Annotated in this window: 15 protein-coding genes; 2 read left to right on the plus strand and 13 right to left on the minus strand. The window is 56.2% G+C overall.

Annotation, left to right across the window (positions count from 1 at the left end; genetic code table 11):
- Window positions 1-48 precede the first annotated feature (48 nt).
- From QSK43_RS19200 to QSK43_RS19220, 5 genes are read right to left on the minus strand one after another with little or no spacing between them, the layout of a single operon-like run.
- Entirely contained in the window at window positions 49-981 is a 933-nt protein-coding gene (locus QSK43_RS19200) for a phosphatidate cytidylyltransferase (RefSeq protein WP_332304782.1), read from the minus strand.
- Window positions 978-1,631 (minus strand): lysophospholipid acyltransferase family protein, encoded by a 654-nt coding sequence (locus tag QSK43_RS19205; RefSeq protein ID WP_332304783.1) that lies wholly within the window; start codon window positions 1,629-1,631, stop codon window positions 978-980. Before QSK43_RS19205 ends, QSK43_RS19200 begins: the two co-directional genes overlap by 4 nt.
- Window positions 1,628-2,065 carry a hypothetical protein gene (locus tag QSK43_RS19210; protein ID WP_332304784.1) on the minus strand — a complete coding sequence of 146 codons (438 nt, stop codon included), beginning with the start codon at window positions 2,063-2,065 and terminating at the stop codon, window positions 1,628-1,630. The genes QSK43_RS19205 and QSK43_RS19210 overlap by 4 nt, the downstream gene beginning before the upstream one ends.
- Entirely contained in the window at window positions 2,062-3,348 is a 1,287-nt protein-coding gene (locus QSK43_RS19215; RefSeq protein ID WP_332304785.1) for a phosphatase PAP2/dual specificity phosphatase family protein, read from the minus strand. Before QSK43_RS19215 ends, QSK43_RS19210 begins: the two co-directional genes overlap by 4 nt.
- 55 nt (window positions 3,349-3,403) lie before the next feature.
- On the minus strand, window positions 3,404-5,140 hold the full coding sequence (locus QSK43_RS19220) for a bifunctional alpha/beta hydrolase/class I SAM-dependent methyltransferase (protein ID WP_332304786.1): 1,737 nt from the start codon (window positions 5,138-5,140) through the stop codon (window positions 3,404-3,406).
- A 118-nt stretch (window positions 5,141-5,258) separates the two neighbouring features.
- Here QSK43_RS19220 and QSK43_RS19225 point away from each other — a divergent pair, with 118 nt between their 5' ends.
- Entirely contained in the window at window positions 5,259-5,858 is a 600-nt protein-coding gene (locus QSK43_RS19225) for a CDP-alcohol phosphatidyltransferase family protein (RefSeq protein ID WP_332304787.1), read from the plus strand.
- 243 nt (window positions 5,859-6,101) lie between these two features.
- Here the strand turns inward: QSK43_RS19225 and QSK43_RS27195 are convergent, their stop codons facing one another.
- A complete protein-coding gene (locus tag QSK43_RS27195) occupies window positions 6,102-6,215 on the minus strand; it encodes a helix-turn-helix transcriptional regulator (RefSeq protein ID WP_442967858.1) in 114 nt (37 codons plus the stop codon).
- A 949-nt stretch (window positions 6,216-7,164) separates the two neighbouring features.
- On the opposite strand from QSK43_RS27195, the gene QSK43_RS19230 reads away from it, so the two are divergent.
- Window positions 7,165-7,998, plus strand: a complete 834-nt coding sequence (locus QSK43_RS19230) for a class I SAM-dependent methyltransferase (RefSeq protein ID WP_332304788.1) — start codon at window positions 7,165-7,167, stop codon at window positions 7,996-7,998.
- 169 nt (window positions 7,999-8,167) lie between these two features.
- Here QSK43_RS19230 and QSK43_RS19235 read toward each other — a convergent pair whose 3' ends face one another.
- From QSK43_RS19235 to QSK43_RS19265, 7 genes are all read right to left on the minus strand, one after another.
- Window positions 8,168-10,087 (minus strand): HAD family hydrolase, encoded by a 1,920-nt coding sequence (locus QSK43_RS19235; RefSeq protein WP_332304789.1) that lies wholly within the window; start codon window positions 10,085-10,087, stop codon window positions 8,168-8,170.
- A gap of 3 nt (window positions 10,088-10,090) precedes the next feature.
- A complete protein-coding gene (locus QSK43_RS19240) occupies window positions 10,091-11,077 on the minus strand; it encodes a glycosyltransferase (protein WP_332304790.1) in 987 nt (328 codons plus the stop codon).
- A gap of 242 nt (window positions 11,078-11,319) precedes the next feature.
- Complete coding sequence (locus tag QSK43_RS19245; RefSeq protein ID WP_332304791.1) at window positions 11,320-11,544, minus strand: hypothetical protein; 225 nt, start codon at window positions 11,542-11,544, stop codon at window positions 11,320-11,322.
- Window positions 11,545-11,579: 35 nt separating this feature from the next.
- Entirely contained in the window at window positions 11,580-12,083 is a 504-nt protein-coding gene (locus tag QSK43_RS19250) for a DUF4189 domain-containing protein (protein WP_332304792.1), read from the minus strand.
- Complete coding sequence (locus QSK43_RS19255; RefSeq protein ID WP_332304793.1) at window positions 12,080-12,352, minus strand: hypothetical protein; 273 nt, start codon at window positions 12,350-12,352, stop codon at window positions 12,080-12,082. Before QSK43_RS19255 ends, QSK43_RS19250 begins: the two co-directional genes overlap by 4 nt.
- Before the next feature lie 4 nt (window positions 12,353-12,356).
- On the minus strand, window positions 12,357-13,049 hold the full coding sequence (locus QSK43_RS19260; RefSeq protein WP_332304794.1) for a hypothetical protein: 693 nt from the start codon (window positions 13,047-13,049) through the stop codon (window positions 12,357-12,359).
- A 12-nt stretch (window positions 13,050-13,061) separates the two neighbouring features.
- Window positions 13,062-13,646 (minus strand): invasion associated locus B family protein, encoded by a 585-nt coding sequence (locus tag QSK43_RS19265; protein ID WP_332304795.1) that lies wholly within the window; start codon window positions 13,644-13,646, stop codon window positions 13,062-13,064.
- Window positions 13,647-13,649 lie beyond the last annotated feature (3 nt).

Consider the following 13,649-nt stretch of genomic DNA (forward strand, 5'->3'; position numbering starts at 1 on the left):
CCTTTTGATTCGCATCCGCTGATAATCTGCAGACGACCGTTGAGCCAACTACGTCCACGCGTAGCGGACAATGTGAAAAAATACGGGCGCGGCAAAAACCAGACTGTCCGCCCGATCCAGCATGCCGCCATGACCTTCGATCATGTGGCCCCAGTCCTTGACGCCCCGATCGCGTTTGATAGCAGAGGCAACAAGACCGCCGAAAAAGCCCATGATGCAGGAAAGCGCGGACAAAACTCCCGCTTCCAACGGCGAAAAAGGGGTCAGCCAATAAAGTCCTGCGCCCATCAGCGACGCGCCGGAGACACCGCCGATCAGCCCTTCCCAGGTCTTCGACGGCGAGACGCCGGGAGCGACCTTGTGACGGCCGAACAGCTTGCCGAAAGTATATTGCAGCACATCGCTGCCCTGTACCGTAGCGATCAGGAAGGCGATCAGGAGCAGCCCGCGGCCTTCATTTCCGGGAATGGGCAGGGTCACGAGCGCCGGCACGTGACTGATGCAGTACACGGAAAGCATGATGCCCCATTGCTGTTCACTGACACGTTCGAGGAAACGGGACGTGTCGCCGCGCATCGCCGTCAGAGCCGGCATGGCCAGGAAGCAATAGACTGGAATGAAAATTGAATAGAGCCCATACCAGTCAATCCAGATCAGGTAATATTGCACCGGGATGATGACCAGAAACATGCCGAGCAACGTCCAGCGATCCGCATGGCGCGTATTGGTCAACGTTACGTATTCCCGCAAAGCGGCGAAGGAAACAAAGGCGAAAAGCAGCAGCACACCGCCTGTACCGATGAGGAAGGCGAAGCTGATGCCCGCCACCATGATCCACCATGCCTTGATGCGCGCATTGAGATTGTTCAGCGTCGACGGCACGGGTTTCGGGCTGCGCCAGGACAACACGCCCGCAACGACGCTAGCCGTTAAGAGCACGCCGACCAGACCGAAGAAAAGCCGCGTGGTATCGTCACTCATCGGTTGTTTCCATCCTTTCGGGGGGCAAGTGCAAGAAGAGCCTGGCGGGCACGGTCGAGAAAGTCCTTGCGGTCCTCGCCTTGGTTAAGCGTCACCGGCGTGCCGAAGACGACCCGGCACAGAAGCGGTACGGGCAAAAGGGCACCCTTGGGCAAAACGCGGGACATGTTCTCTATCCAACAGGGAACGAGTTCGACGTCCGGCCGGGCAATTGCAAGATTGTAAAGGCCGGAACGAAACCGCAGCAGCGGCTCCTCCGTCATGTTGCGCGTTCCCTCTGGAAAGAAGATGAGCGATTGACCCGCATCGAGCGCGTTGAGCATGACCTGCATCGGATCGGCGGCCCGCTCCACCCAGTTGCGCTCAACCAGCACTGTTCGCAGCAGCCGGCAAGAGATGAACTGGCGGACGCGACCCGAACCCCAGTAATCCGCCCCGGCGACCGCCGCCGTCCGGCTGCGCTCGGCTGGAATCAGGCATGTTGAGACAAGAATGAAATCGCCGTGGCTTGCGTGATTGGCATAGTAGATACGCTGGCGACCATTCGGCGCCGACCCGGCCCATATGGGACGCACCCCTGTCACACCCCGGGCAAACACGGCAAGAACAGAACCGGATACGATCTGCAGCAGAGAGGCCCTTTCCCTCATGATGGACCACCGCTCAACGCGTCCAGCAGGAGAATGCCGTAAAGCACGATGCCGGCGGAAAGAGCCAACCATTGCAGGAGAAGGAGCCGGCAGCATCCTGAAAAACGCTGCAATATGGACGCCGGAACAGCGGGTCTTGCGCGAAGCCCCATGCGTGCCAACAGGTCGTCAATCGCCGCCAGTCCCGCCTCTTCACTGTCATGTGATGCAGCGACGCGAAAGAGAAGAGTGTCAAACTGAAGATGAATTGCCAGCGCAAGGGGAACGAGGCAGAAGGCCAGCAGCAGCCACCATCCGGGTGCTGCGGTGAATCCGTCCGCACCGGCCGTCAATGGTGCGCCGGCCAGTAGAACAAGTGCGATCATACCACCACCCACGCCGTGGCGTTGCAGTCGCCGGGCCATACCCGCCGTTTCTGTTTTCCAGTCGTTCATCGCGCGGCCTCGTCGATTGCCGCATGGGCTTCCGGCTTGAGGTGAACCGGTCGTCCAAGTACCTTGAGTTTTTCGGCGGCAGCGGCAGCATTGGCCGCACGGCCCGAACGCACGAGCCAGCATGCAATGACGGCCGCGCTGCGTTGAAAGCCGAGAGCGCAGCAAACGAGCACAGGGCCACGGCTGCGCGCTTCGTCAATCGCCAGCACTCCCACGCGAATGCTTGCCGGAGAGAGCGGTAGCAGGTCGAGCGACGGGATCGCGCGCCAGATCACGCCCGAAGAGCGAATCCCCGGAAATTCCGCCGTCATGTCGACGATTTCCCCATAGGCTGAAAGCTCATCACGGTTCGGAGTGCGCCCGAGAAAAACCCCGCCGCCGACGTCGACCGCGGCCGGAAGATTGCGTGTCCACCACAAGCGGTTCACCCGCGCGACAAGCCGGTAGGGCCAGAACAGCCAGCGGCTCGCAAGGCTCGATGTTCCGTCAGCTTCCTTTTGAAAGACCTGCGGTCCCGCACCAGCGTAACCAATCGACACCAGAGCAAGTGCCAAACTCGGCCATAACCACAAAAGGGCTGCCCCGTTACCGCGCACCGAAACAACCGCGATCAAGAGGAAAGCCGCCGCCCCGATCCCGTAGACGAGCGCTAACCGACACGCCTTTCGGTCTTGCGTAGGGTAGAAGTCAGAAAGCGGCGATGCTTTACCGGTCGGAAATAGCCAGAGCGCAAACAGGCCGAGCAGCACACCGCTGGGAATGTCGATGACGTGATGCTGCCAGGTGGTCAGCACGGAAAGCCCGATCAGCAGGCACCATGCATGCCAGACCCCGCGCACGGCGCCCTTCAGGCGGCCGCGCCAATGATCCCAGATGATCACCAGGAGGGCGATGTGCAGCGAAGGCGCCTGATTGAACGGTTTGTCAAAGCCGCCGAGAACATCGAACATGAAGCCTGGAAGACCATGGGTTTCCGGCCGTACAAAAATCGCCTGCAAGGGAAATGCGAGGAAGCAAGCAATGGCCACGATCTGGGCCGTCAGGTAGCGGCGAGCCAAACGGCCCACCTCGTCGGGGGTATCGTTAACAAAGAGGGACAGTGCATAAAGTGCATTGATCGACCAATAGGGAACGATTGTCCCGGCGATGAATGGAATGTGCTTTTCGAAGGAGAATGCAAGGTTCGGCACATCTGTTCGCAACGAGGCAAACCAGTTCGCCGCGCCATAGCTAAGGTAGAAAAATGGCGCGAGAAAAAGAAGCCAGAGCGCAGCTGTTCGCACGACAGCGCCGCGCGTGCCCGCCGGAACCGATGTTATCCCCTCGCCCATACCGCCCTCAGATACGCTCTGCCATCGATACGGTGAAAATACCCCACTTGTCGATACGCTGTTCGATCTTACGAAAACCTGCGGCCGCCACCAGCTGATCCATTTCCTGCTGGGTACGCCGGCGCATGATCCAGGCCTCACCCCCGCGATGAGAGGTTAGCGCCCGCGCGATCATCTCAAGCTGCGGGTGCCAAGGCTGACCGGTATAAAGCAGCAGCGATCCCGGCTCCAGCGCCGAAGAGAGACCGCGAAGCGAGGCTTCAATAGCGGCGTTGTCCGGGAAGAGTTCGTAGAGGCCGGAAACCACGGCAAGCGTCGGTTTCGGCTCGATCGCAGCCAAGCCGGCTGTATCGAAGGCATCTGCGCGATGGAAGGTCGCGACGTCCTTAAGGCCGCGCTCGGCGATGAGTGCGCTGCCCTTCTCGACATTGATCGGCGAGTAATCCTGCAACCGGATGCTCTGCGGCCTTATGTCTGATTTCGCCACCGCATCGAGAATGTAGCGTCCGTGGCCGGCGGCGATGTCGAGCACACGCAACGGCTTGCTCTCGGCCTTCAGCCGCGAAAATGCCTTGCCCAGCAGTTCCTCAAGATGCACCTTGCGTTGGCGGATGCCACGCCAGCCGATCGCATCAAGAAACTGGCGATCGATCAAACGCCCACCGGGACCAATTCCTCGTGCCGCGTCCTCATAGACATAGTCGAGCGTCGAGCCGGAATCGAACCCCGTGCGCACACCAGTCCTGATGCCATGGGAAAAGAGACTGCCGAACCGGATCGAGGCCCGGGTCAAAGCCCAGTAGAGCCCGCGTGGCGAAGCAATCGACAAGGGGGTCGCCAGTCTGTCGGCTTCATCGCGGCTGTAGCCTGAACGGTGCGCCTGCCGAAGGTCGGCAACGACGGGCGCTTCATCGAAGCGTGCCGTGATAAACGAACGGATCTTTTCCAACGCATTAACCCGATCCCGTTCGCCCAACGTGTCGTGATAGAAACCGGGCAACACATAGCGTTCCTTGATCGTGCTGCCGAGGTTCTCAAAAAAGCGATGCTGCGGGATATGGCGTACGACGAAATCGCTGCCGGAAATGAACAGCTGCGTCGGCGCGGTGATCGCGCGAGCATCGGTGACAACCCTGTCAGCCGCCTGGTAAAGCTCCAGAAGAATGTTGGACGCGATAGGCCGGGTGATCAGCGGATCACTCTCGAAAGACGCGATGCGCTCGGGATCATGTGTCAAGAAACGTGCCTTGACGTAGGAATTGACGAAGAACGTACCTTTCAGCTTTTGCCACAGGGCAATGCCTTGCCTGGCGAAAGGCACGTAAAGCTTTACGTCGAACGCCGGAGACGCCAGCACAAGAGCGCGGATGCCGGGAGCGTAATCATGTACCCAGGTTGCGGCAAGAACTGCGCCGACGCTTTGGGCGACCACGGCGACCTGATCCATAGCGAATCCGCCGGTTTCGCAGATATGGCGGACGAAGTAATCGAGGTCGCGCACCGAGTGCGCAAACGATGGCGAATGGCCCCGTTCGCCAGGAGAACGACCATGGCCACGCGCATCCCAAGCATAAGAGGTGAAATCGTCGAGGCCAAGTTCTTCGGCGATATGGGCGACCCTGCCGCCGTGCTCGTGGCCGCGATGCAGAAGCACGATCGCACCCTTTGCCGTGCCGGAGCGGGCGGGCCAGGTGCGGTAGAAGAGCTCCACACCGTCATGGCTCGCATACACGGATTCGATCATGCCATTTTCACTCCCATTGACTGCTTAGTAAGCTATACAGACGAGTTCCCAGATTTGCAGCTGATTTCCTCAACTTTCGTCTGCAGTCGTGGATGCAATCAACCGGATTCGAGCTGACATGTCGATCTACAAACTGAAATCGTCTTTCCAATCCATTCTTCGCCCGCTGGTCAGGCGGCTGGCGGCAATGGGGCTGACCGCCAATCAGGTGACGCTGGTTGCCGCACTCGTTTCGGTGGCGATTGGCACCTTGCTGACCGTCGAGCCCCAGCCATGGCTGTTTGCACTCGTACCGATCTGGATGTTTCTGCGCATGGCCTTCAATGCCGTGGATGGTATGCTGGCGCGAGAACATGGTCAGCAATCCGCGCTTGGCGGCTATCTCAATGAAATCACCGACGTCGTGTCGGACGCGGCACTTTATGTACCCTTCGTATTGATTGCCCCGTTCTCGCTGCCATGGATCGCGGCCATCATTTTCCTTGCGACGCTGACGGAGTTTGCTGGCGTTCTTGGCGTCGCGCATGGCAACGGCCGCAACTACGAGGGGCCAATGGGCAAGAGCGACCGTGCCGCACTCTTTGGAGCCTTGGGCGCACTTGTGGCAATGTTCGGCACGCTGCCCGACTGGACATGGCATCTCCAGCCAACGATGTGCGTCCTTCTGATCTGGACAGTCGTTAACCGGGTGAGGTCCGGTCTGACCGATCCGAACTGATCAATGCCGGGAAATCACGTTCATCCTGAATGGTGCGCCGTGGCCGCGTGCTTCCAACACGCCTCACGAATGCCGACTTATTCCTGCAAACTACCTTTCCTCAATTCGCCCCGGAGTCATCGACCAGGACTGGCGCATAGCTGCGGTCAGGTGACTCTGGCTAGAAAAGACCGTTTGCCGCCACTTCGCTGAGCGGCGTGTTACTGGTTGTTACCAGTCATTCAGCTTCGCGCAATCGGAGGCTCAGGATAATTCCCGGGGGGCCTGACCTGTGCTCTGACGGAAGGCATTAGTAAAGTGGCTTGATGAAAACCCAGCGATCTTGGCCATGTCGAGCAGGTTGATTTTCTTGGCCATGTGGCCGTAATGAAGCTGGCCACCCGCGCAAGGGCCTTTGAAGAAAACCCGTCTTGCATTTGCGGTATTTTCCGTCGGTCGAGAGGAGAATAGCTTCGCAACAGATGGGTCGCAAAGACTGTAATCGGTGAATCTACATAGAGTTCATTTGCAGCTGAATGCCGTATTCGCGCAAATTCACTTTCGAGCATCCTGGTGAGTCGCAAGGCACTGTGATCGATATGGCCTGGACCAAGAGATACCAGATCGACCGTGTCCTGTCGAACTCGGCGATCGCCAGTTGCTGCAACCTTTCCGGCGACAGAGTGGAGAGAAAATTTTCTTTAGGCGTCTCCAACCAGCAAAGAGCTCAAACTTGACACGTACGAGTTCAAGTGTTCCGCCGTCGCGCTGGACGTTTTGCAGCTGTCACTATTGAGTCCGACGATCCGTCAAGATTGGGCGCTCAACATGACGATAACAAAATGGCTCGGTGCCATGAACGCATACCGGATGTCTTGTTAACAGAGCGTGGGCGCGTTATGGGTACTTTTATCGCTCAACTCGAACGGACGCCCTGTTTGTGACCGGCATAAAAGCGGCGCGCAGTCCGAAAGTTCCGCAGGCAACTGCTGTAAAAAACGGTGGGCCATGAAAAGTCATCTCCATAGCGATACCGGATAAGAACGACCTGTAAAAGCGCCCGCTCTCCATACCACCGAAAGCACCGCATACATGACCAGCACGCAGCTCCAATGGTCGCTAAAGCGCCAGCAATGCCAAAAGCTTCGATCACCGCGTTTGATCGCCCAGCCGACCGATGGGCAATTGCAGACGAGGAACGAGTGAGAATGAACTATTGGCAAAGCGTGCATCGGTTGGCGCCAGCAATAGCCGGTATCGCAAAGCTGACAATAGCGACGAAGGATTATAGAGGTGACGCCTCTCGCGTTAACGGGGAGAGCTCGCAGTGAGTGCTTTTTTCAGGAGGCTGATGTTGTTAGGCGATCAAAACCGCGAGGACGAAGGGGCCACAGAACCGTTCCTCTATCTTGCTCCCGAGATGCGCGAGATGGAGGAATGGGCATCTCAAAGTGCGCCCACGATTAATGCGCTGGAAGATACCGTGTCTGGTAACATCTGGAAAAAAATCCCCGGCGGGCACAAGTGGCTCGATTATTTTCACATTTATGACAGTGAGTTCTCTCGCTTTCGTGGTCAGCGACCTAAAATCTTGGAAATAGGTGTCTACAAAGGCGCCTCACTGAAGCTTTGGAAAGAGTATTTCGGGGATGGGGCAACCATTGTTGGCGTGGATATCGACGAAACCTGTCGTGTATACAGTTCTCCGTCAAACGATATTTTCGTCGAGATCGGTTCGCAAGATGACGGTGCCTTTTTACAAAAGGTCGCAGCCGACTTTGGGCCTTTCGATCTGATCATCGACGATGGGAGCCATATGGCATCTCATCAGATAGCTTCTTTCAATGCACTATTTCCGACAGGTCTGAAAGACGGAGGGATGTACTTCGTGGAGGACCTGGAGTGCATGTATTGGAGCCATACCGATGAGTACCGCGATGCGCCGACCACCTCGGTCAATTTCTTCAAGATGTTGATCGACGTTCAAAACAGCATATTTTCGGACTATGAATACAACGATTTCGCTCTTCATGTAGGAACTCCTCGCGAGAAGTATATAGCGATTAATGCTGCACGGAGTATCGCAGCGATCAAATTCTACCGTGGTATCGCACTTGTCGAAAAAAAGAGGCAATCACCGCCTCGGACATTGCATCTTTGATCAAAGGCCAAAGCAGCGGACGCTCTGCCGCAACAGATTGGGAGTTGCTCTGACGTCTAGGCGAGCGTGGCGGCAGGGCACAGGATCATGCCGCCTTCATTTCACGATTTGGGAAACGGACTGAAATTGCAGGCCGCTCGACTTGCAACGGAACCGCGTTCAACAGCGACTAGGAATTAAGCCTGTCGAAGGCAACCTTCCAGAACGCTTCTTCTCGCGCTAGCGCCATCAAGCGTTTAGATTTTCGCGTCTTGTCATTCTGCCTCGCTGCGAGCACCAAACGTGAAGACGTGACCCCAGCCGTGTCCGAATGCGTCAAACCCGCCAACAAACGCAATTCGTTCTGTGTAGGAGCGTTGACCAGTTGTTCAAAGGGAGCCACCCAAGCCGTGTGGCTGAGGAGCGCTGGATCGTAATAGTCGAGAAGATACCGGTTATCTTTAACAAATTTTCGTATACCCGTTTGCACCTTCATTGCTTTTTCCCGATAAGACGCCTCATCAGGAAGAAGGTCCTCAAGAACAGGCACGACGTTTCCTTCATTGTTTTCGGTGAAACCAAGCGCGGTGCCGTGATCGGATGTCAGAGCAAATTCCAGCAACTCGACGCCGCCGGATAGCAGGTATTCCTGCACGTGTGGAACGCGTCCGAAGTCCGACATCCAGCCCTCCAGAACAAGTCCTCGATCTCTGTTTGGACAGGCCGACGAATGCAGCCCCAAATAAAGCCCGATGAACTGGTCCTTCATATAGCGGCTATCGAGTGCGCTGATGAGATACCGCTGAATGTTACCGTTCCAGCCGATGTCGACCAAACCGGTTTTTTCGCCGGGAAAAAAATGCTCGTCGAAGTATTTCTTGAATTTTTCACGTTGCGCTGAGGAAGATCTCAGCCCCCGATTGAAAGTGGTTGTGGCGAGCATGTGTGCAGCTGAGCGCCTGCCTTCGCCAACAGGAGAGCCAACCTCAAAGCCAAATCGCTCCAGGAGAGGCCCCATCGAATTTGCGTCGTATCCAAGCGTGGCCAAACATTCTTCAATAGGCCGCGCAACCTTGCCGCCGAAGGCCGCCCATAATTGATCTATATCCCACTCTTTCAGACCAATCTGAAGACCGACCCGCCTCGAAAAATGGACGTAAGAACTCGAGACGTTGCCCAAGCCCGCCTGCACTTTCAGGAGTTCGAAGAGTTGATGAGGCAGCCACCCATCACGTGCGATAAAAGCGAGCCGTTTAAGGTTCGCCTCTTTCGTACGTGCAAGAACCCACATCATGAAGCCGAAGATCAGGGGGCCGAACACCGTATAGCCGAGGCTGGCGTACTCATCATCTGGCAGGAAATGACGTGATTGCGGCGTTTGAACGAAATCAACAACGCTTCTGACAAAGTACTCTCTCTGCGGAGCATCAGAGACAATCCGACGGTTGTCAACCTTGGCCCAGTCTGCAAATTTTGTACTTATCGAATATTCGCGCGCTTTTGCTATATCAGCGTGCGGATTGTCACCAATATGCAACCACTTACTGGACGGTGCTACAGCAAGCGCCCGCGCGACTTCCGGATAAAGTGTTCCGCGATGCTTGCTTTTCCGGTACTCCCCCGAAACGAAAATCGGCAACTGCGACGCACCTTCAAATCCTTTTTCTTCCAGCATCGCGCCCAGCCAATCACTCGGCAGATACATGTCCGAAATGAATGCGACCTGTTCGGCGGAAAGTTTCATTTGATGAAACATTTCGAGTCCCTCGGCGCTTGCAAACAGGAAAGCCTTTTCGAGCCCCAGTTCCGCAGCTTCAAGTAGTAATCTTAAGTCTTTTCCGCATCCGCTGATCTCTTCGTAGCGATCGTAAATCTCCGCGAAATTGACTTCCCCCTCTCCTCCTGTCGCCTTTTCAAAGTTTTCACGGGCCTCGGCCTCAGCCCGAATACGATCATGCGTAAATGACGCCAGAATGTCGTGTTTGCGCAATGCAACTTTTTTTTGCACGAGAGACAGGCGCACAGCCTCAAAGACGTCAACCGGGGCACGCAACCGACGATGGACCAACGTGTCGAATATATCGAACGTTACCAGCTTGTATTTCATCATAACTCAGTTATCCCGTCTCAACAGAAAGTTCCGAACGCGCCTGAAATCGGTCGACAAAGCTCTGCGCCACTTCGGTCGTTCAGGCTTCCTGTTGTTGATTGCCCATTCCAATTGCCCCAGCTTCCACAGAATGTGATTAAATTCGTTCTGTGACAGCTCTTGAATCTCGCTTGGAATCGCCAGGCTGAATCTGGAATGTCCGTCTTCGCCCATCGCTTTGCGGATGAGATCATTACGAATTTTCTGGTTGTAAAGTCGATGGCGGCTTTGACCAGCATGTACGGTATTGCCGAGCGAGCCGGAGGCCGACATTCGATGATGGTAGAAACTCAGATATTCCGGGAGAACCCAAATGTCGTGCTTGTGAATGAATCGCACATGGAAATCCCAGTCGCCAAGCACCGGCAAGGTCTCATCGAACAGTTCCAAAGATCTAGCCTCAGGCAGGCCAAACATAAATGCGATCGGTGGAAATTGATTTCTTACGAGCATCTTCTGTACGCTCAGAAAACCCTCTTCCAAGACATCAGAGTGCCAAGATCGGAAAGGTTCGACTCTATCGATTGTAATTTCGTTCCCGTAAACCGTCTCGTAAACGTTGTTGACACGGCATGCGATCCCCTTGATCGAGGGAAACATCGCGGCTTTCTGGGTTATGGCGGCAACCATGGAGGACATGAATTCCGGAGACCAGCTGTCGTCGTCATCGTGTATGACGGCATATTGCGTGTCGAGCTTCGCGATACCTGCATTGGAGGCAGCCTCCATCCCCAGAGAGATGGGATGATGGATAATCTGAACTCTGGCATCCCCCTCAAAAATTTCGCTTACCAGCCAGTCAACGTCTTCGGTGTCGCCGCCGTCGTTTACTACGATCAACCGCCAGTTTTCATGTGTCTGATGCTGCACGCTTTCCAGCGCTCTTCGCAACAGAACCGCCCTGTTTTTAGTTCTCATCACGACGCCGACGCTACAACGTTGGTCCCGCATTCAAAATCGCTCCAAATGAATAGGTTTGTTATTGGTTTATCCAGCCGGCGAGCGCCGCATCGCGTCCCGTGGCTTCATTGTTTGACGGGTTGGTTTGCCGCTGCAGCGTAATCAACGCGCCGACGAGGCAAGAAGGCTAAGAAGACCGATAAAGGCTATAAGCGCAGCAGCCTTGGCGGCACGAACTCTGCGATAGCGGCGCCGGAGACTTTCGCCAGTCCAGTCGTAAGAAGCACGCCGCCTCATTGATAGGTGAACTTGGCTTTAAGGACCGTCCTGTCCAAAATATGTGTTGAGGCGATATTCAGCAAAGCATAAACCACCTGTTGATGGTCCCAGCCGGCTTCGGTTGCCATTTCTATCAGCCTGGTCGCGGATGGTTCGAGCGCGAACTGACACTCAGCCTGATACTTCAGGCTCTCTTCGAGCGGCTGGCTAGGACCATTAATTCCCTGGATCTTCTTCATCAATAAATACTCGCGGTATATGGCTCTGCGTTGGGTCAGGTGCAAACCCGTTCGCGGATTTCGCACTGTCTGCCGCCAACTTCACAGGCGGAGAGCGAAAGTTCCTCCGCCTCTTTTTGAGTGGAGGCGGATTTTGCTCCCCATGCCCGTGCCTCACCAGCCTGCCTCTTGCTTACAGCCAGAGCGCCACAATGATTGTACGGAAATCCGCTGCCATCATCATCGTTCCAGTGCCGGTGGTTCCGAAACACCGCGACGATCGTGCAGGAAGCACCGCCTGCCTTTTTGCAGTGCTCCAGTGCCGTTTGTTCGGCCTCCGGTCGCTTGTCTGCTCCCCAAAAGAAGCCATGCCTTGCATCGCCTTCCGAATAGGCGATCGCCGCCCAGATGCCCTTCTGGTCCCCGCTACCGGATTCGAATTGCGTAACGGGAGGCACCGGGATTTCAGAGTTGGTGACAGGCGGATCCGCGGCAAAGACTGTCGAGATACCGGCGAGGGTAAAGAGGCCCACGGCGGTGGCGATGCGTCGTATGATCATTGTTGATGCTCCTTCTGCCAGGTCTGCGACACAGGCTGTGCGGACAAACAGAGTGCTTTCGGAGCGTCTCGATGGAAAACCCACGGCAATCGGGAATCCGGCCCCGTATTTGGAATGTTGCCTGACGCCACAGCCTGAGGACCTGGTGCCGCTGCACCGCCTGTCGCACCGATGGCGTCCATGCGCATCTTGAGGATGAACTGTGTCGTTGCGTCGGGAATTGAACCTTGCTCGGTGCCTTTTCGGCACATGAGAATGGAATGACTCATGGTCTCAACCCGCCGCCTGATTGACCGAAACGATTATGCAGGATTGGTCGGAAGGAAGCAGAAGCACCTGCCCTCCCTTATCCGGAAGGTTGTAGACAGGAATTTGCCCCAATGCGTTGGCCTGCACGCTTCCCGCTGGCAGGATCGGGGGCACGTCTGCGCATTTTTTCGGGAAGGGAGCGATCCTGACCATGGCCCCTTCACATGCCGCTCCAACAGGCGAGGCGAAAACGATACCTGCAGCGGGACCGGAATAGGCCGTGGTGGCATAGTTCATGCCGACGAGCGCCTGCACGGTATGCTTGTCGGGTTCACTGTTATGCCATTGCGTTTGCACATTGTATTGCGCGCCGTTTGCGAGCAGCTGGCCCAATACCGGAAATACCGTTCCGCAGGTCTTGATACCAGCCTGTTTGGCGTGCTCCAGGAACGGAGTTGCAGGCAGAGATGGCTCAGCCTTGGCAGTATCCACCCTATCTGCCTTCGCGCCCTGCGCAAATACGTTTTCAAATACGGGAAAGTGTACCGCTATGAACCCGCCGAAAACTATTGCCGCGGTTCCCAGGACCGTTGCGAGCGCCACTCGCATCCATTTTTTTCGGGCAACCGGCGCTGGATTCGCGGCCCCTGCATTAAGGCCGTCAGTAAGTCCCGGGCTTCGGGACATGATCCGGTCGTGGATGGATTGCTGTGTCATCTTGTGCTCGATTTAATTTATCGCAGACAGGGCGGTTGCCAGCCCCTTCAGCGACGCGGTTAATGAGATGTTCTTTCCGGACGCGACGGAATAAGAGATTTGGGGGCTGGATCCTTTGCCGATGTGTTCACGAAGAACAGGCCCAACGGGAACCTTGGCGACGCAGACGACCTCATTGCAGCCGTCCATCGCGATTTCTATCGGGCTAACGCGCCCTGGAAACTTCAACGAAATCTTTCCGTCACTCCTGGCACGAGGAGGCGTGCGCAAAACCATGAATGGCTTGCCATCCTTGGTTGCGGCCAATGACCAGCTGAAAACCATGTTGCCGGCAAGATCCACAATCACCTGACTGACATTGCAGATCATCTGCTTTGCCTGCCGGTTCTCGTCACAGACGAGTGTCCAGTTTCCAAAAGGCGTCGTCGTCCTGCGGTACTGGCCCAGAGGGACACCCTCTGGAACGTTCACCTCGGACGGCTTAACGTGGAAACCGGGACCCCCAGGCGATATCTCCTGCCCGACAGCGGGCGGGCTGCCGGACAGGAGCAGGCAAGTCGCTATCATTTGGACGGTGGTTACGGCTTGCCTAAACATAGC

The sequence above is a fragment of the Rhizobium sp. GR12 genome, assembly GCF_036596185.1.
In the GTDB taxonomy this organism is placed as follows: Bacteria; Pseudomonadota; Alphaproteobacteria; order Rhizobiales; family Rhizobiaceae; genus Agrobacterium; species Agrobacterium nepotum.

Bases quoted from the DNA above. Each gene is read 5' to 3' on its own strand.
- QSK43_RS19200 (WP_332304782.1), bottom strand. From the start codon at position 981: ATGAGTGACGATACCACGCGGCTTTTCTTCGGTCTGGTCGGCGTGCTC.
- QSK43_RS19235 (WP_332304789.1), bottom strand. From the start codon at position 10,087: ATGATGAAATACAAGCTGGTAACGTTCGATATATTCGACACGTTGGTC.
- QSK43_RS19260 (WP_332304794.1), bottom strand. From the start codon at position 13,049: ATGACACAGCAATCCATCCACGACCGGATCATGTCCCGAAGCCCGGGA.
- QSK43_RS19265 (WP_332304795.1), bottom strand. From the start codon at position 13,646: ATGTTTAGGCAAGCCGTAACCACCGTCCAAATGATAGCGACTTGCCTG.
- QSK43_RS19250 (WP_332304792.1), bottom strand. From the start codon at position 12,083: ATGATCATACGACGCATCGCCACCGCCGTGGGCCTCTTTACCCTCGCC.
- QSK43_RS19225 (WP_332304787.1), top strand. From the start codon at position 5,259: ATGTCGATCTACAAACTGAAATCGTCTTTCCAATCCATTCTTCGCCCG.
- QSK43_RS19220 (WP_332304786.1), bottom strand. From the start codon at position 5,140: ATGATCGAATCCGTGTATGCGAGCCATGACGGTGTGGAGCTCTTCTAC.
- QSK43_RS19210 (WP_332304784.1), bottom strand. From the start codon at position 2,065: ATGAACGACTGGAAAACAGAAACGGCGGGTATGGCCCGGCGACTGCAA.
- QSK43_RS19245 (WP_332304791.1), bottom strand. From the start codon at position 11,544: ATGAAGAAGATCCAGGGAATTAATGGTCCTAGCCAGCCGCTCGAAGAG.
- QSK43_RS19255 (WP_332304793.1), bottom strand. From the start codon at position 12,352: ATGAGTCATTCCATTCTCATGTGCCGAAAAGGCACCGAGCAAGGTTCA.
- QSK43_RS19240 (WP_332304790.1), bottom strand. From the start codon at position 11,077: ATGCGGGACCAACGTTGTAGCGTCGGCGTCGTGATGAGAACTAAAAAC.
- QSK43_RS27195 (WP_442967858.1), bottom strand. From the start codon at position 6,215: ATGGCCAAGAAAATCAACCTGCTCGACATGGCCAAGATCGCTGGGTTT.
- QSK43_RS19205 (WP_332304783.1), bottom strand. From the start codon at position 1,631: ATGAGGGAAAGGGCCTCTCTGCTGCAGATCGTATCCGGTTCTGTTCTT.